Annotated in this window: 17 protein-coding genes; 14 read left to right on the forward strand and 3 right to left on the reverse strand. The window is 68.2% G+C overall.

Annotation, left to right across the window (positions count from 1 at the left end; genetic code table 11):
• The first annotated feature begins 786 nt into the window (after positions 1 to 786).
• The 4 genes from GQ56_RS0124415 (at position 787) to GQ56_RS0124430 (ending at position 2,957) form a co-directional block, all read left to right on the forward strand.
• On the forward strand, positions 787 to 1,434 hold the full coding sequence (locus GQ56_RS0124415) for a hypothetical protein (protein WP_031401135.1): 648 nt from the start codon (positions 787 to 789) through the stop codon (positions 1,432 to 1,434).
• 108 nt (positions 1,435 to 1,542) lie between these two features.
• Positions 1,543 to 1,875 (forward strand): RebB family R body protein, encoded by a 333-nt coding sequence (locus GQ56_RS0124420; protein ID WP_031401136.1) that lies wholly within the window; start codon positions 1,543 to 1,545, stop codon positions 1,873 to 1,875.
• A gap of 182 nt (positions 1,876 to 2,057) precedes the next feature.
• Positions 2,058 to 2,438, forward strand: a complete 381-nt coding sequence (locus tag GQ56_RS39525; RefSeq protein ID WP_034200351.1) for a RebB family R body protein — start codon at positions 2,058 to 2,060, stop codon at positions 2,436 to 2,438.
• Positions 2,439 to 2,633: 195 nt separating this feature from the next.
• Positions 2,634 to 2,957: a RebB family R body protein gene (locus tag GQ56_RS0124430; protein ID WP_031401138.1), complete on the forward strand. Its 324-nt coding sequence runs from the start codon at positions 2,634 to 2,636 to the stop codon at positions 2,955 to 2,957.
• Between the two features lie 60 nt (positions 2,958 to 3,017).
• Here the strand turns inward: GQ56_RS0124430 and GQ56_RS0124435 are convergent, their stop codons facing one another.
• Positions 3,018 to 3,860, reverse strand: a complete 843-nt coding sequence (locus tag GQ56_RS0124435; RefSeq protein WP_235212750.1) for a Crp/Fnr family transcriptional regulator — start codon at positions 3,858 to 3,860, stop codon at positions 3,018 to 3,020.
• A gap of 235 nt (positions 3,861 to 4,095) precedes the next feature.
• On the opposite strand from GQ56_RS0124435, the gene GQ56_RS0124440 reads away from it, so the two are divergent.
• From GQ56_RS0124440 to argE, 8 genes are all read left to right on the forward strand, one after another.
• Positions 4,096 to 4,653, forward strand: a complete 558-nt coding sequence (locus GQ56_RS0124440) for an RNA polymerase sigma factor (protein ID WP_031401140.1) — start codon at positions 4,096 to 4,098, stop codon at positions 4,651 to 4,653.
• 113 nt (positions 4,654 to 4,766) lie between these two features.
• Positions 4,767 to 5,060: a RebB family R body protein gene (locus GQ56_RS0124445; RefSeq protein ID WP_031401141.1), complete on the forward strand. Its 294-nt coding sequence runs from the start codon at positions 4,767 to 4,769 to the stop codon at positions 5,058 to 5,060.
• A gap of 33 nt (positions 5,061 to 5,093) precedes the next feature.
• Positions 5,094 to 5,717, forward strand: coding sequence for a hypothetical protein (locus GQ56_RS0124450; protein ID WP_235212751.1), 624 nt, complete (start codon positions 5,094 to 5,096; stop codon positions 5,715 to 5,717).
• A 157-nt stretch (positions 5,718 to 5,874) separates the two neighbouring features.
• Positions 5,875 to 6,321, forward strand: a complete 447-nt coding sequence (locus tag GQ56_RS0124455; protein ID WP_031401143.1) for a hypothetical protein — start codon at positions 5,875 to 5,877, stop codon at positions 6,319 to 6,321.
• 227 nt (positions 6,322 to 6,548) lie between these two features.
• Positions 6,549 to 7,889, forward strand: a complete 1,341-nt coding sequence (locus GQ56_RS0124460) for a flavin-containing monooxygenase (RefSeq protein WP_031401144.1) — start codon at positions 6,549 to 6,551, stop codon at positions 7,887 to 7,889.
• A gap of 90 nt (positions 7,890 to 7,979) precedes the next feature.
• Entirely contained in the window at positions 7,980 to 8,429 is a 450-nt protein-coding gene (locus GQ56_RS0124465) for a RidA family protein (protein ID WP_031401145.1), read from the forward strand.
• Positions 8,426 to 9,103 (forward strand): DUF1028 domain-containing protein, encoded by a 678-nt coding sequence (locus GQ56_RS0124470; protein ID WP_031401146.1) that lies wholly within the window; start codon positions 8,426 to 8,428, stop codon positions 9,101 to 9,103. Before GQ56_RS0124465 ends, GQ56_RS0124470 begins: the two co-directional genes overlap by 4 nt.
• On the forward strand, positions 9,096 to 10,259 hold the full coding sequence (gene argE, locus GQ56_RS0124475) for an acetylornithine deacetylase (protein ID WP_031401147.1): 1,164 nt from the start codon (positions 9,096 to 9,098) through the stop codon (positions 10,257 to 10,259). The genes GQ56_RS0124470 and argE overlap by 8 nt, the downstream gene beginning before the upstream one ends.
• A 58-nt stretch (positions 10,260 to 10,317) precedes the next feature.
• Here argE and GQ56_RS0124480 read toward each other — a convergent pair whose 3' ends face one another.
• On the reverse strand, positions 10,318 to 11,241 hold the full coding sequence (locus tag GQ56_RS0124480; protein WP_031401148.1) for a LysR substrate-binding domain-containing protein: 924 nt from the start codon (positions 11,239 to 11,241) through the stop codon (positions 10,318 to 10,320).
• Between the two features lie 429 nt (positions 11,242 to 11,670).
• Between GQ56_RS0124480 and GQ56_RS0124485 the strand changes: the two genes are divergently transcribed.
• Positions 11,671 to 13,092 (forward strand): purine-cytosine permease family protein, encoded by a 1,422-nt coding sequence (locus GQ56_RS0124485; protein WP_031401149.1) that lies wholly within the window; start codon positions 11,671 to 11,673, stop codon positions 13,090 to 13,092.
• Positions 13,093 to 13,353: 261 nt separating this feature from the next.
• Here GQ56_RS0124485 and GQ56_RS0124490 read toward each other — a convergent pair whose 3' ends face one another.
• Complete coding sequence (locus GQ56_RS0124490; RefSeq protein ID WP_031401150.1) at positions 13,354 to 14,247, reverse strand: LysR family transcriptional regulator; 894 nt, start codon at positions 14,245 to 14,247, stop codon at positions 13,354 to 13,356.
• A 172-nt stretch (positions 14,248 to 14,419) separates the two neighbouring features.
• Between GQ56_RS0124490 and GQ56_RS0124495 the strand changes: the two genes are divergently transcribed.
• The gene (locus tag GQ56_RS0124495; RefSeq protein ID WP_081894964.1) at positions 14,420 to 16,003 is read left to right on the forward strand and encodes an MFS transporter; all 1,584 of its coding nucleotides are present in this window, start codon (positions 14,420 to 14,422) and stop codon (positions 16,001 to 16,003) included.
• Positions 16,004 to 16,109 lie beyond the last annotated feature (106 nt).

Raw genomic sequence — 16,109 nt, forward strand, 5'->3', positions numbered from 1 at the left:
GTGTTGCGGGGTTCGACGGGGGACGCGGTGCGGTCGGGGCACCGTGTCGCCTGGACGGGGCGACGCGATTGGCCGGTTGGGGGCATAAAAAGGGGGACGGTTGAACGTCTCCAGGCTGCCGTCCACACCGAGTCGACCGGCATCGTACCAGTTCGGCGGTGCGGGAACAGTCAAGAATTGTCGGGGACCGGGGGCAGGGGAAACGTCGAATGGCCCTGACGCCCCCCGCCCGGGATCGCGTCGCCCGGATCTCGCGAGGCAACCTTTCTTGTCCTTCGCGAACATTCACCCGTACATGCGACAGCCGGCGATCGCAAGGTATCCGTCGGTCGATTGCATGAATAGCGCACCTGGAATCAGGGTTCGTCCGTCGATCCAATCGTTGCAGGTCGGATATCGGAAAGGCAACAAGAAGCCGCAGGAAGACGTGATGCGCGGGTGGAAAGGCATCGAGGAATGGCCGCCCGGCGATCCGAACGCGTTCGCATGGCCGCCATCCGCGCGGGATTGACGCGCGATGCAATGCGCTCGCCCCTCGAGGCCATTCCCGACATCTGCGGCGGAACGCCCGATGCCGGCGCCGACTGACTTCACAGACCCGTCGCACGGTTCGTCCCTGCAGCGGCGCTGCCGGAATTTCCGGCAGGGCCGCCGCATTTCCATTTCCCGGAGAACACCATGCGATATCCAATGCAGTCCGCCGGCCGAGGCGCCTCGGCGCTGCGTCCATCCGCACCCGAACCGCACGCTCCGGCACCGCGGGCGGCCATCGAGGAGGTGTGAGCCATGAGCAACGACGCACTCGACCCCTTGCTGCGGCAGTTCGCGGAGAAGCGATTGGGACGGCCCCTGGAGCCGGGCGAAGAACGGGCGCTGCTCGAGCGGCTGCCGGGTAGTCACGGGACTCGGCCGGCGCCGGCCGCCGGCACGGCCGCGCAGGCGAGCGCCGCGAACCCGCCATTGCCGCGATTGAAGACCCGGCAGGAGGCGCGCGAGCAGGTCAAGCATTTTCTGCAGCTCAACCAGCAGAAGGCGTACGAGAAGATGCGCGGCATCCTGCAGACGATCGACGCGCAGAACGAGACGACCCTCGGCATGCTGGCATCGGAACAGCAGAAGGTGTCCGGCGTACTCGACGCGCACGCGCCGCCGGGCGACGCGCAGACATCCGGCGCGGCCGACATCCAGGACAGTACCCGCGAGGCGCTGGCGGTGATCGGCGAACAACTGACAGGCCTCATCCGGCAGGAAATCGAAGCCTGCTTCCGGCAGTACGTCGATCCGCTCGCCGAACGGCTCGCCGTGCGGCTCGACGCGATAGACGCGCGGCTGCAACGCATCGGCGCCTGTCCGGCCGAACTGCACGAACCGGCTGCCAGCGGCACCACCACCACTTCTGTTCACGATACCCCCGGGCCAGCGTCCATGGAGTAGCACGCGGGGCATGCGGTTGAAGTCAGGCGGCCGAAGTCAGGCAACTGGACGCGAAACCGGCCGGCCCCTGCGTGCGATCTCTCAACTACGTGAATCAAGGAGCAAAAAATGAGTGATACGTGTCAGGTGTGCCAGGTCAATCCCGCGATTACCGATGCCGTCACGCAGGTCAACGTCAAGGTGGTCGCCGAGGCGCCGGCAATGGCGATGGGCTCGCTGTACCAGGCCCAGAGCCATTCGCTCAGCATCCTGTTCGAGAACGCGGTGCAGCAGCAGTCGCAGGCCGCGATCCAGTCGCAGACGTCGACGAACGTGGGGACGATGCAGCTCTACACGATCGGACCGGAAAGCGCGGGGGCGGCCGCCACGGAAATCGGCGCGAACGGGATCATCTCCATTCTGGCCGACGTGATCGCGATCGGGAAGGCGATGCGCCCGTAAGGCGCGGTCGCAACGCCGTGGTTGAGCGGCGGCGCAAGCGGCACGGGCCGCCGATGCCGCCGCCGAACCGCAGCACGGCCGCCGGCGCCTGAACAGCGGTGCCGCGCGGTGTTCCGGAGCAAACGACAGGACGGGTAGCGCCGATTCGATGCGGCGTCCGTTCGCAAACCTGGAGAAATACGATGTCAAATGATACGAACACGGGCGCCCCGACGGACCCGACGGATCCGAAAGACCCCTGCAACTGCAAGACGTGTGCGGTCAATGCCGCGATCACCGACGCCGTCACGCAGACCAACGTCAAGGTGGTGGGCGAAGCGCCCGCGATGGCGACGGGCTCGCTGTACCAGGCCCAGAGCCATTCGCTCAGCGTGCTGTTCGAGAACGCCGTGCAGCAGCAGTCGCAGGCCGCGGTACAACTGCCGACCTCGACGAACGTGGGCACGATGCAGCTCTACACGCTCGGGCCGGCGAGCGCCGGCGCCGCCGCGACGGAAATCGGCTCGAACGGTGTGCTGTCCGTGCTGGCCGATGTGCTCGCGCTCGGCAAGGCGCTGGTCTGACGCGTAACCCGGCGTCGACGCCGGGCGGCGGCCCCGATCCCCGCGGCGGCCGCCCGGCGCCTGTCGACATGCCGGCGTTCGCGACGGCGAGCGCCCGGCCGCACCGCTACTATCGCCCGGCGCACGCCGCCGACCGACCCATTCATGCTTTCGCCGTGACTGCACCGCAGCGGCGGGCAAACCAGGAGCAACGACATGCCGGAACAGGTTTCCGCCGCGGTGACCGATGCGGTCACGCAAGCCAACGTCAAGGTGGTGGGCGAAGCGCCCGCCGTGGCCTTGGGCACGCTCATGCAGTCGAACAGCCATGCGTCCTCGATCCTGCTTCACAACGCGGTGCAGATGCAGGCGAACCAGGCGATGTCCAACCTCGCCGCCACGACCGTCGGCATCATGCAGCTCTATGCCGGCTCTCCGGTGGCGGCGGCTGCCGCGGCGCGCTCGGCGAACGACAACTTTGCGTCGCAGCTGAGCGCCGTCGCGCAGTTGATGAACGCCATCGGCCACTGGCGCGGCTGATCTTCACCGCGCGCCGCGCAACCCGGCGCGCGCGCCCGCCTGCCGCCGTGGCGCGGCGCGTCAATTGGCGTTGACGATGGTCCGGAGCTGCTCGGGTTTCTCGATCGTCACGCCGTGCTCGTGAAGCCGGATCAGGCCGTCGCGCTGCATCTTCTGCAGGCTGCTGTTCAGTCGCGGCCGGCTGACGTTGAGCATGGCCGCGAGGATGCTCTGGTTCTCCGGTAGCCGCACTTCCAGATCGTTCCCTTGCATGCGGTTCAGCAGATGGCGCGCGAGCCTTGCTTCGAGCCGGTACAGGCACGCCGATTCGATGAAGTCGCTCAACTGGTGGACGTTCCGGCACAGCTGCTCGTGGATGCGCTCCATGAAATCCGCGTTGGCCAACAGCGGCGCGAAGTACTGGCGATGCAGCAGCGACACGCGGCAATCGGGGCTCAACTGCGCGGTGAAGCTGCGCCGGTGGGCGCGAACCAGCGTGTTTTCTCCGATGAGTTCGCCCGGCAACGAGTGGCCGAGAATGAGTTCGCGTCCGCCGGGTTCGTGCAGCGTCTTGTAGACCCGGCCGCAGTGCACGAAGGCGACGAAATCGCCCGGATCGCCCTTGAAGAACAACAGGCGATTGCCGTGTTCGGGCCAGGGCGAGAGATGCCGCTCGATGTGGGCGAGCAGGCTCGCCGGAAGATCGGCGAGTATCGGTATATTGCACAGCGTTCGACCGTTGATAAGGGCAGGCATGTTTTCCGTGCAAGGTTGTTTGACGATGCGGCCACCTAGCGAAAAACGTTGCCTTTGGCACTGCGTGAAAAATGAATGATGAAAATAACCAGGTAATGGGAAAGTGGTCCCGATATGGCTTTGCTTCGGCGCCAGGGACGTTTGGTCGACCGACATCGGCGGCAGCATGAAGGCGTAGGCGCATCGAGGCGGCAGTCACCATTTTTCATCGAATGCCAATCGTCACGCTCGACGGCGCGCCCGAAACGACGGATGAGGAGACGCGAGGGAATTAAAATTTCCGTCAATAATAATCAAGAAAATTTACACGGTCCGATTATCTTGATAACGGTGTTACGCGGGTAACAGCGCCATTCTCGGCATCGAATCGATTCTGTGTTTTCCAGAAAAAGGAAGGCACGGGATGACAACCTCGAACCAGCACGCTGTTTCGACGCCTGAGTCACCGGCGCAACAGCTCGATCACACGTGGCGGGAAATGCAGGGGAAACTGCGGCGCCGCGCGCGCCTGCTGTGCAAGGGCGATATTCACCGTGCCGACGAACTGCTCTCCGATACCGCGCTCAAGGTCCACATTTACCTGCAACGTTCGCCCGAGCGCGTCCGGAACCTCGCCGGCTTTCTCTTTCTGGCGCTGAACCACGCGTTCCTCGACGGCGCGCGCCGTCGTCTGCGCGAAAGCGGCATGCTCGAGTTCGACCCGGGCTGGGACGACGATCACACCGTCGAGCTGGCCGGCCATGCGCCGTCGGTGGAGCAGCAACTGCTGCTCCGGCAACAGCTGCTGCGTCTCGAACAGGTGCTGGCCACGCTCCCGTCGCAGCAGCAGATGCTGTTCACGCTGAAGTTCGAGGAGGACCGCCCCTATCTGCACATCGCGGCGACGCTCGGGATCAACGAGCCGCTGGCCAGAAAGCGTGTCGAGCTGCTGCGCAGGAAATTGCGCGAGGAACTCGCGTGAGCGCGTTCACGAACGCATCCGTACAGCGTTCCTAACGGCATGCGCGGCGTCGATGGCCTGCCGGCCCGCCGTTCCTTCAATCGCATGCCGGAGCCGAGATCCGAGGAGGCCTCGTGGCAGACAAAGTCAATGAGCAGGTTACCGACGCGGTGACGCAGACCAATGTCAGCGTCGTCGCGGGATCGCCGGCCCAGGCACTGGGCACGCTCTACCAGATGTTCAGCCAGGCCGTCGGCATCTCGGCGCAGAACATGACGCAGCAGCAGGCGGCGCTGAACCAGATTTCGAACGCCGTCGTGTCGAAGGCGGTGGCGATGATCCTGTCCGTCGAAGCGTCGCCGAAGCCGGCATCGGGCGGCGCGGCGCAAGCCCCGACGGCCGGGCCGCAGACGGGTTCCACGCATTGATGCGACGACTCTCGGGATACCTGAATCATGAACATGAAAGGCCTTTTGGGCGGACGCGGCGACGGTGCGCCGCAGGCGCCGCACGATGCAGCGGACGCCGCGGCAGGAGCAACCACGCCGGCCGACGCCGCAACACCCGCCGAGGTCGCGCCGCAGGTCGTGACGTCGAAGGCCGGCGCGCGCGCGTGGCCGGTCAACCGGCTGCGCAGGCTCACCGATGCGCTGAAGGCACCGAACCAGGTCGCCGATCCGGCCGGGGCCGGCGGCTCGGCGCTGCAGACCGTGCAGGCGATCAACGCGGAGGCTGCGTCCTACGCGACGACGCAGATCGCCGTCGGCCCGAACATGATGATCACGCAGGCGGGCGGGATGGTCGCGCAGGCGGCGGCCAACTACTTCGAGGCGACGACGTCGCTGGCGATCGCGGGCAAGAGCGTGCTGATGAAGGATCTGGCGCAGAAGACCGTCGACGAGAACGTGCCCGGGATGGCGATGGATGCGGTGGGCCTGCTGTTGACGGACCTGTTCGTCGCGACCGCGGCGATCGTCGCGGGTGCCGCGGAGGCGATCGAAGGGGAGGCCGCGAGCGTCGCGCTCGACAAGATCGACGAGAGCCTGCAGCGGTATCAGGCGCTGCTGGACAAGAAGGGCGCGTAGCGTACGACCGCACGCAGCGACAGGCAATCGATCGACACGACCCGCCGGGCCGTCAGGCGCGATGCGGGATGTGAGCGGCAGGGCCGGCGCACGTTCTTCATTTCGAGCACGTCGCGGCCCCGTCACCGGCAGTCCCATCGAGTCAAGTGAGGAACCCATGCCCTACGACATTCAGAACGTACAAGGTCCCGCGCCGCTGGCGGTTGGCGAGCGCATCTGGGGAGATGCGACGGAAATCGATTTCGGCGCGATGACGAGCTGCATCGCGCTCGTCGAGCAGGTGCCGGGCCAGCCGGCGTCGGTGCGCGCGATCCATCTGTCGATCGTCAGCGCCGACGGCACGCAGGTGTACGACCCGTCGGCGAACGTGGCCGGGCAGGTCGAGACGATCATGCAGCAGAGCGGCGACCTGCGTACCTGCCTCGGGCGCATCGATCTCTGGCAGGCCAGCCAGTCGCAACAACTGCGGGATTTCTTCGCCGCGCTGATGCTGAGCCTCGACATGCAGAACTGGGTGCAGTTGCCGGACGGCAACCTGCGGGTGCGGATCAACGGCGGCGTGATCGAGTATCGGCAGGGCGCCGGCCCATGGGCCCACGCGTAGCCGGTGCGACCGGTCGAAGCTGGCGCCCGCCATCCGGGCGGGCGCCACTGCAACACGGGGGCGTCGTCCCGTGACGTTCGCCGCCCGCGCCACCCCCAGCTTTTTGCTCATCAACACCAACAAAAATCATCATTTCGCCGCCGGCGGTGCGTCAGCAGAATGTCTCCATTCCAACTCATGCGACAGCACACGCGTCGCACCGAGCCGCACCTCAGAAGGAGACAGCCGTGGCAGTCGAAACAACCTCAATCGATACGCTCGTCGTCGGTGCCGGTCAGGCCGGCGTGGCCATGAGCGAGCACCTGGGCAAGCTGGGCGTGCCGCATCTCGTGCTGGAGCGCAGCCGCATCGCCGAACGCTGGCGCACGGGGCGCTGGGATTCGCTGGTCGCGAACGGCCCCGCGTGGCACGACCGCTTCCCGGGGCTCGAATTCGACGGCCTCGATCCCGACGCATTCGCGTCGAAAGACCAGGTCGCGGACTACTTCGAAGCGTATGCGCGCAAGTTCAACGCGCCGATCCGCACCGGCGTCGAGGTGAAGCGGGTCGTGCGCAATACGGGCAAGCCGGGTTTTATCGTCGAGACGTCCGGCGGCACGATCGAGGCGAACCGCGTGGTCGTCGCGACCGGTCCGTTCCAGCGCCCGGTGATTCCGCCGATCGCGCCGGACGACGCGCGCCTCGTGCAGCTCCATTCCGCCGACTATCGCAACCCGGGCCAGCTCCCGGAGGGCGCGGTGCTGGTGGTCGGCGCGGGTTCGTCGGGCGTGCAGATCGCCGACGAACTGCAGCGCGCGGGCCGCCAGGTCTACCTGTCGGTCGGCCCGCACGATCGCCCGCCGCGCGCGTATCGCGGCCGTGACTTCTGCTGGTGGCTCGGCGTGCTCGGCGAATGGGACAAGGAAGTGGCGACGCCCGGCCGCGAACACGTGACGATCGCGGTGAGCGGCGCGCGCGGCGGCCATACGGTCGATTTCCGCAAGCTCGCGAACCAGGGTGTGACGCTCGTGGGGCTGACGAAGTCGTTCGATGGCGGGGCGGTCACATTCGAGCGCGATCTCGCGATCAATCTCGCGCGCGGCGACGAGAACTACCTGTCGCTGCTCGACGCGGCCGACGCCTATGCGGCGCGCAACGGCCTCGACCTGCCGGACGAACCCGAAGCCCGCCGCATCCTGCCGAACCCCGACTGCGTCGCGCACCCGATCCTCGCGCTCGACCTCGCCGGCGCGGGCGTCACGTCGATCATCTGGGCGACGGGTTATGCGGTCGATTACGGCTGGCTGAAGGTCGATGCGTTCACCGACACCGGCAAGCCGCAGCACCAGCGCGGCGTGTCGAAGGAGCCGGGCATCTATTTCCTCGGGCTGCCGTGGCTGTCGCGGCGTGGCTCCAGCTTCATCTGGGGCGTGTGGCACGACGCGCGGCACATCGCCGATCACATCGCGACGCAGCGCACCTACCTCGACTACCACGACGCATCGCAGCGCCGCTCGATCTCGCGCCCGGAGCAGGACGGCGCCGCGTCGCACGCCGACGCGCAGCCGCTTGCCGACGCGGTGAACTGACCGGACCGGACCCATGCCGCCAGCCTGCCGCACCGCGTTCGCGTTCGCGTCCGGTGCGGCGGCGTGACCATTGACGACTGAAGGATTTCGATGAGCCAACCCACCCATACCCGTATCCGCATGTTCAACACGAAGGATACCTACCCGAACCAGACGCTCGACAACGACCTGTGCCAGGCCGTGCGGGCCGGCAACACCGTCTACGTGCGCGGCCAGGTCGGCACCGATTTCGACGGCTGCCTGATCGGCCTCGGCGATCCGCGCGCACAGGCCGAGCAGGCGATGAAGAACGTCGAACAGTTGCTGGAGGAAGCCGGCAGCGACCTCACGCACATCGTGAAGACGACGACCTACCTGATCGACCCGCGTTATCGCGAGCCGGTGTACCAGGAAGTCGGCAAGTGGCTGAAGGGCGTGTATCCGATCTCGACGGGGCTCGTCGTATCCGCGCTCGGCCAGCCGCAGTGGTTGATGGAGATCGACGTGATCGCGGTGATCCCGGACAACTGGCAGCCGAACCGCGCGCAGGAGGCGACATGACTTTCTCGATCGCCGGGCGTTGCCCGGAAACAGGCCAGCTCGGCATCGCGATCAGCTCGTCGAGCATCGCGGTGGGCGCGCGCTGCCCGTGGGTGCGCGCGGGCGTGGGCGCCGTCGCGACGCAGAACATCACGCTGCCGGCGCTCGGCCCGCAGATCCTCGACCTGATCGAGCACGAGCAGCTCGGGCCGGCCGCGGCGCTCGACCGCGCGCTCAGCGCGAACGGCTGGAGCCAGTACCGGCAGGTCACGGTGATCGACGGGCAGGGGCAGACGGCGTGCTTCACCGGCAAGGAAGCGCTCGGCACGCATCGCGCGGTGCGCGGCGAACAGTGCGTGGCGGCCGGCAACCTGCTGGCCGCGCCGGACGTGATCGACGCGATGGTGCGCACGTTCGAGCAGGCGCCCGGCCTGCTCGCCGACAGGCTGCTGGCCGCGATGCGTGCGGCGATGGCGGCCGGCGGCGAGGCGGGGCCGGTGCATTCGGCCGCGCTGAAGGTGGCCGGCGACGTGACCTGGCCGATCGTCGACCTGCGCGTCGACTGGGCCGATGCCGATCCGGTCGGGCAGCTCGATGCACTGTGGCGTGCGTATCGGCCGCAGATGCAGGACTACCAGACACGCGCGCTGAATCCGACCGCCGCGCCGAGCTACGGAGTGCCGGGCGATGAATGACACGTCGAGCCGCGCGTTGCTCGAACGGCTGATCGGGTTTGCGACGGTCAGCCGCGATTCGAATCTCGAGATGATCGGTTTCATCCGCGACTATCTCGCGGGCTTCGGCGTCGAGAGCGAACTCTTCCACAACGCGGAGCGCACCAAGGCGAGCCTCTACGCGACGATCGGGCCGCGCGATCGCGGCGGCATCGCGCTGTCGGGCCATACCGACGTGGTGCCGGTCGACGGGCAGGCGTGGACGGTCGAGCCGTTCCGGCTGACCGAGCGCGACGGCCGCCTGTACGGCCGCGGCACGGCCGACATGAAGGGCTTCATCGCGTCGGTGCTCGCGGCCGTGCCGGCGTTCGTCGCACGGCCGCTGGGCATGCCCGTGCATCTCGCGTTCTCGTACGACGAGGAGGTCGGCTGTCTCGGCGTGCGGCCGATGCTGGACGCACTGGCCGCGCGCGAGCACCGTCCGCGCCTGTGCCTGATCGGCGAGCCGACCGAACTGAAACCGGTGCTCGGTCACAAGGGCAAGCTCGCGATGCGCTGCCACGTGAAGGGGGCCGCGTGCCATTCGGCGTACGCGCCGTCGGGCGTCAACGCGATCGACTATGCGGCGAAGCTGATCGGCCGGCTCGGCGAGATCGGCGCGGCGCTCGCGCGGCCCGAACGGCGCGACGGCCGTTTCGATCCGCCGTTCTCGACCGTGCAGACGGGGCTGATCAAGGGCGGCCGCGCGCTGAACATCGTGCCGGCCGAATGCGAGTTCGACTTCGAGGTGCGTGCGCTGCCGGATTTCGATGCGCACGACGTGCCGAGAACGCTGCAAGATTATGCGGAATCCGAACTGTTGCCCGGCATGCGTGCGGTAGGGCCCGATACCGACATCCGGCTGCAGCCGCTGGGCGCGTATCCGGGGCTCGCGACCGCGCCGGACAGCGAGGCCGCACGCCTGCTCGCGATGCTGAGCGGCTCCGATGCGTTCGGGACGGTGTCGTTCGGCACCGAGGGCGGGTTGTTCGGGCAGGCCGGCATTCCGGCCGTGGTGTGCGGGCCCGGCAGCATGGACCAGGGGCACAAGCCCGACGAGTTCGTCACGCTCGACCAGCTTCACGGCTGCGACGCGATGCTGGGCCGGCTGGCCGCGCATCTTTCGTCGGCCGCCTGAAACCGTCGCCGCCGACACGCACGCACTGCCTCCCGCGGTGCGTGCGTGTTTCCGCTTCTTATCGCGCCGTTTCCGCGACGATCCGCGCGAGCCGTTCGCGGCAGAAATCGACGAACGACTGCGCCTGCTTCGTAAGTTGACCGCGCTTCAGGCGCGCGCTCACGAGTCCCGACGGGCTCACCGTTTCGCTGAGGCCGATCGTCACGACCCGCTGGCCGTCGTACGTGTAGTCGGAATGCGGGCGCGTCACGAGCAGCGAAAACCCGAACCCCTGACCGACCATCCCGCGCACCATCTCGATCGAAGGCGACCCGAACACGATGTTCGGCGTCAGCCCGAGTTCGTGAAACAGGCTGACGAAATAGGTGCGGCTCGGCTGCACGTCGAGCAGGATCATCGGCTCGACGCAGAGGTCGCGCAACGACACGTGCGTCTGGCCCGCGAACCGGTGGTTCTCCGGCAGCAGCACGTACGGCTGCTGCGGCGGCATCAGCGGCTCGGTCTCGATCGTGCCGTCGAGATCGTGGTCGTACATGAGCGCGAGATCGAACGTGCCGGACGTCAGGCCCTGCACGAGTTCCTGCTGGTCGCCGTCGCGCAGCCGGATGTTCACGCCCGGGTAGCGCTCGCGAAAACCCGCGATCAGTTGCGGCAGATAAAGCGGCGCGACCGTCTCGAAGCAGCCGATGTCGATCTGCCCGGTGATCACGTCGTTGTCGGCGAGCGCGTTCTGTTCGAATTCGTGCGCGATGCGCAGCAACTCCTGCGCTTTGCGGTAGAAGCGCGTGCCGCCCGGCGTCAGCGACACGCCCTGCGCGTGATGGCGAATGAACAGCTTCACGCCGAAGCTTTCCTCCAGCCCCTTGATCGCGCTGGAGATCGACGGCTGCGCGATGAAGAGCTGGCGCGATGCCTCGGCGACGCTGCCGGATTCCACCGTCGTCACGAAATATTTCAGTTGCCGCAAAGTGTAGTGAGCCACACGCACCTCTGATGCATGGCCCCGGCGTGCCGCCGCGGGCGCAATCTGTCCATGGTCAGGGTCTGTTTCCCTATGGAAACGGACCCTGGCACCTTACCCGAAAGACCCGCGGTGCCGGAATGTCGGCTGCAGAGCTTTTTCGTATGTCCCGGAAATATTTTTAGTATTTTCCGGCCCCGATGCACGTGGCGCACCATCGTCTCCAACCTGGATCACGACGATCGCAACGATCGCGAAGCGGCCGCGCACGCGCCGGCGGGACATGGCATCCATTCCCGTCCAGCGCATCGTCCGCTTCGTTCGACACCGCCGCGCAGGCGCGCGGCGGGGCGTCGATCGCGTATCCGGACCCGATTGCCGGCGCGCACCCCGACGCGCGCCGGCCGACACGGCACGCGCGCATCGCCGCGCAGGACAGGAGACATCACCATGACGAACGTGGACCGCAACGCGTCCCCGATGATAGAGAAGCACACGATCGGCTACGTGCCGCCCGCGGAGCGCCACGGCAAGGTGCGCGACCTGTTCACGCTCTGGTTCGGCGGCAACATCGCGCCGCTGCCGATCGTGACCGGCGCGCTCGGCGTGCAGATGTTCCACCTGAACCTGATGTGGGGCATCGTCGCGATCGTCGTCGGCCAGGCGGTCGGCGGCGTGCTGATGGCGCTGCATTCCGCGCAGGGGCCGCAGATGGGCATTCCGCAGATGATCCAGAGCCGCGCGCAGTTCGGCTCGTGGGGCGCGCTGCTCGTCACGGTGATCGCGGCGGTGATGTACGTCGGCTTCTTCGCGTCGAACATCGTGCTCGCCGGCAAGTCGGTGCACGGCATCGCGTCGTCGGTGCCGGTGCCCGTCGGCATCGTGATCGGCGCGGTGGGCTCGGGGCTGATCGGCATCGTCGGCTACCGCTTCATCCACATCCTGAACCGCATCGGCACATGGGTGCTCGGCATCGGGATCCTGGTCGGCTTCTGGATGATCCTCGCGCACGTGACGACCGACGATTTCCTGACGCGCGGCGGCTTCGACTTCGCGGGCTGGCTCGCGACGGTGTCGCTGTCGGCGTTGTGGCAGATCGCGTTCGCGCCGTACGTGTCGGACTATTCGCGCTATCTGCCGGAAAACGTCGGCGTGGCGTCGACGTTCTGGGCGACCTATCTCGGCTGCACGATCGGCTCGACGCTCGCGTTCATCTTCGGCGCGGTCGCGGTGCTCGCGGTGCCGGCCGGCGTGGACACGATGGACGCGGTCAAGCAGGCGACGGGCCCGCTCGGCCCGCTGATGCTCGTGCTGTTCCTGCTGAGCGTGATCAGCCACAACGCGTTGAACCTGTACGGCGCGGTGCTGGCGGTGATCACGTCGGTGCAGACCTTCGCGTACAAGTGGATTCCGACCGCGAAGGCGCGCGCCGCGGTGTCGGTCGTGATCTTCGTCGCGTGCTGCTACGCGGCGATCGGCGCGTCGACGAACTTCGTCGGCAACCTCGTCGATCTCGTGCTGGCGCTGCTGGTCGTGCTGGTGCCGTGGACGGCGATCAACCTGATCGACTTCTACGTGATCCACAAGGGCAAGTACGACATCAAGTCGATCTTCATGGCCGACGGCGGGATCTACGGCCGCTTCAATCCGCAGGCGCTGCTCGCGTATGCGATCGGCATCCTCGTGCAGATTCCGTTCATGAACACGCCGATGTACGCGGGCCCGATTCCCGCGCATCTCGGCGGCGCGGACCTGTCGTGGCTCGTGGGGCTCGCGCTCACGTCGCCGCTGTACTACTGGCTCGCGACGCGCGACAGCGCGTACCGGCGCCGGCAGGCGGGCGCGACGATGCCGCCGACGGCGGCGCGCTGAACGGCGTGCACGCCGGCGCGGGGACCTGGCGCCGGCGTCACGGTCGTGACGGCGCGTGCCGCGGGCCGGCTTTCCGTGCCGGGCATCCCCACGTTCGCGGCGAAACGGGCAGGCCGTCGATGCGATCGAGCGCGGCGTCCGGTCAGGTGGCTGCGCGGTGGGCATCGGCGCGACTGCGCGCACTGCCGCCGTACGCGCCGGATCGCACCGACCGCCGCCGACGCCGCGTCCCGGCCGCACCCCGCCTGACGTTCGCCGCGATCACGGCGTCGCCGGAAACAGGTGCCCGGCCATGAAGTCGACGAAGGCCCGCACCCTGGGCAGCAGCTGGCGACTGGACGGCCACAACACCCAGAACGTGCTCGATGCGTTCGTCCAGGCGTCGAGCACCGTCGTCAGCGTGCCGTCGTCGACGGCGCGCTGCACCGCGAAATCCGGCAGGCACGCGATGCCGTGACCGTCGACGGCCATGTGCAGCAGGGTCTCGACGTGATTGCTCGTCATGCTGGCCGGCGGCAGGAAGCCGGGGTCGCCGGGCTGCCGGCGCAACGGCCACTTCTCCAGCAGGCCGGTGGTGGGGAAGCGGTGCAGCAGGCAGGCATGCTGCGCGAGCTGCTCCGGCGCGTCGGGGGGCGCATGCCGCCGGAAATACGCGGGCGAGCCGACGCACAGGAAGCGGCTCGCGCCCAGGCGCCGGCTCATCAGCCGGGAATCGCTCAGCTCGCCGGTCCGCACCACCGCGTCGAAACCCTCGTCGACCACGTCCACCAGGCGGTCGCTGAAATCCAGATCGAGTTCGATCCGCGGATGGCGTTCGGCGAAGGCCGACAGCACGGGCAGCATCAGTCCGCTGACGAGCGGCAGGCTGACGCGCAGGCGTCCTTGCGGGCTGGCGCGGGTGCTGGCCAGTTCGTTCTCCGCGGCGGCGACCTCGGCGAGGATCCGGCGGCAGCGATCGAGGAACAGCGCGCCTTCCGCCGTCACGCTGACGCTTCGGGTGCTGCGCTGGAACAGCCGGACGCCGAGCTTTTCTTCCAGCCGGGCGATGGCCTTGCTGACCGCCGACGCCGAGATGCCGAGCTGGCGCCCGGCCGTCGCGAAGCTGCGCGCGTCGGCCACCTGCACGAAGACCGTCATGCCGTTGATGCTGTCCATTCGATACCTCAATTCATGACAGATCCGTCATCTTAGTCCTGAATTCTCCGCTGATTATCGTCGAATGGTTCCTCGCTAGAATCAATCGCCAGCGCCATCATGCAACCGCCGCCGCGCGATTCTCGATGCCGGGCGGGCGCGGATGGTCCCCGTGACTTGCAGGAGCCGTCCGATGACGACCACGACCACCCCGGCCACTCCGGCCGCCACGACGCATGTCGCCGCCCGCCGCGTGCCGTTGATCCTGACCGGCTGCCTGACGGCGGCGGTCATTCCGCTGAGCATCGCCGGCCCCGCGGTCGCCGTTCCGTCGATCAATCACGCGCTGGGCGGCAGCACGGCCGAGCTGACCTGGATCATCAACGCATACCTCGTCACCTACGGCAGCGCGACGCCGGCCGCGGGAAGCCTGGCGGACACCTACGGACGCAAGCGGACCTGGCTGGGCGGCATGCTCGTGTTCGCGCTGGTCACGGCGGCGATTCCGTTCATGCCGTCGGTGCTGTGGCTCGACATCCTGCGCCTGATCCAGGGGCTGGGGGCCGCGGCCGCGTTCGCCGGCGCGATGGCGGCGCTGACGCAGGCGTTCGACGGCCATGCCCGCACGCGCGTGTTCAGCCTGATCGGCACGACCTTTGGCGCGGGCGCGGCGTTCGGGCCGTTCCTGGCGGGCGTGCTGATCGACAGCGCGGGCTGGCACTGGGTATTCCTGCTGCCGGCGGCGATCGCCGCGCTGGTGTCGGTGATGGTCGCGCTGTACGCGAGCGAATCGCGCGATCCGGCCGCCACCGGCCTGGACTGGCCAGGCGCGCTCAGTTTCACGGCCGGCCTCGCGGTGTTCACCTACGGCATCGTGCTCGTGCCCGAGAAGGGCTGGGGCCATGCGTCGGTGCTGTCGGCGCTCGCGGGCGCCGCCGTGCTGCTGGGCGTATTCGTGTTCGTCGAACGGCGGCGGGACAAGCCGCTGCTCGACCTGTCGCTGTTCGCGAACGTGCGCTTCGTCGGCGTGCAGGTGCTGGCGGTGGCGCCGGCCTATACCTACGTCGTCCTGCTCATCGTGCTGCCGGCGCGCTTCATCGGCGTGGAGGGCCACGGCGCGCTGGAGGCCGGCCGGATGATGATTGCGCTGTCCGCGCCGCTGCTGGTGGTGCCGTTCCTGGCGGGGCAGCTCGCGCGCTGGATCAACGTCGGCGTGCTGTCCGGGATCGGGCTCGTCATTGCGGCGGCGGGCCTCGCGTGGCTCGGCGTCAGCGTGCACGACGGCGCCCATGACGGGCGGCTGTTCGCGATGCTGGTGATCGGCGCGGGGATCGGCCTGCCCTGGGGGCTGATGGACGGTCTCGCGGTGAGCGTGGTGCCGAAGGAGCGGGCCGGGATGGCGGCCGGCATCTTCAACGCGGTGCGCTTGGCGGGAGACGGGCTGGCGCTCGCGGCGGTGAGCGTGATGCTGTCGGCGCGGATCGGCGCGGCGCTGGCGACGTCCGCCCGCGACGGCGTGGCGGGGCTCGCGCCCGGCGGCCGTCTCGTCGAGGTGGCGAACCGGCTCGCGATGAGCGATCTGCGGAACGCGATGGCCGGCGTGCCCGAGACGGCGCGCGCCACGCTGCTGCGCGCGTACGAGAGTGCGTTCGGGTTTCAGCTGTTCGTGCTGGCGGCTGCGGCGGCCGCGACGGCGCTGCTGGTCGTTCTGCTGCTCGGCAAGGGGGCGTTCCGACGGCGTGCGTCAGGCGCAATGACGCGCAATGAAGCGCAATGACGCGCGGCCGGCCGCGTCGCGTGCGAACGCGGCCGGGCCGCACGCGGTGCGGCGTCGTCAGCCGGCGGCGGGCGCGGCGCGCATTGCGCCGCGCCCGCGCGCCCGC

The sequence above is a fragment of the Burkholderia paludis genome (assembly GCF_000732615.1).
GTDB lineage: Bacteria > Pseudomonadota > Gammaproteobacteria > Burkholderiales > Burkholderiaceae > Burkholderia > Burkholderia paludis.

Coding starts and splice junctions, on each gene's coding strand:
- GQ56_RS0124430 (WP_031401138.1), top strand. CDS start 2,634: ATGCCGGAACAGGTTTCCGCCGCGGTGACCGATGCGGTCACGCAAGCC.
- GQ56_RS0124465 (WP_031401145.1), top strand. CDS start 7,980: ATGAGCCAACCCACCCATACCCGTATCCGCATGTTCAACACGAAGGAT.
- GQ56_RS0124495 (WP_081894964.1), top strand. CDS start 14,420: ATGACGACCACGACCACCCCGGCCACTCCGGCCGCCACGACGCATGTC.
- GQ56_RS0124470 (WP_031401146.1), top strand. CDS start 8,426: ATGACTTTCTCGATCGCCGGGCGTTGCCCGGAAACAGGCCAGCTCGGC.
- GQ56_RS0124485 (WP_031401149.1), top strand. CDS start 11,671: ATGACGAACGTGGACCGCAACGCGTCCCCGATGATAGAGAAGCACACG.
- GQ56_RS0124415 (WP_031401135.1), top strand. CDS start 787: ATGAGCAACGACGCACTCGACCCCTTGCTGCGGCAGTTCGCGGAGAAG.
- argE (WP_031401147.1), top strand. CDS start 9,096: ATGAATGACACGTCGAGCCGCGCGTTGCTCGAACGGCTGATCGGGTTT.
- GQ56_RS0124435 (WP_235212750.1), bottom strand. CDS start 3,860: ATGCTGCCGCCGATGTCGGTCGACCAAACGTCCCTGGCGCCGAAGCAA.
- GQ56_RS0124440 (WP_031401140.1), top strand. CDS start 4,096: ATGACAACCTCGAACCAGCACGCTGTTTCGACGCCTGAGTCACCGGCG.
- GQ56_RS39525 (WP_034200351.1), top strand. CDS start 2,058: ATGTCAAATGATACGAACACGGGCGCCCCGACGGACCCGACGGATCCG.
- GQ56_RS0124420 (WP_031401136.1), top strand. CDS start 1,543: ATGAGTGATACGTGTCAGGTGTGCCAGGTCAATCCCGCGATTACCGAT.
- GQ56_RS0124490 (WP_031401150.1), bottom strand. CDS start 14,247: ATGGACAGCATCAACGGCATGACGGTCTTCGTGCAGGTGGCCGACGCG.
- GQ56_RS0124450 (WP_235212751.1), top strand. CDS start 5,094: ATGAAAGGCCTTTTGGGCGGACGCGGCGACGGTGCGCCGCAGGCGCCG.
- GQ56_RS0124455 (WP_031401143.1), top strand. CDS start 5,875: ATGCCCTACGACATTCAGAACGTACAAGGTCCCGCGCCGCTGGCGGTT.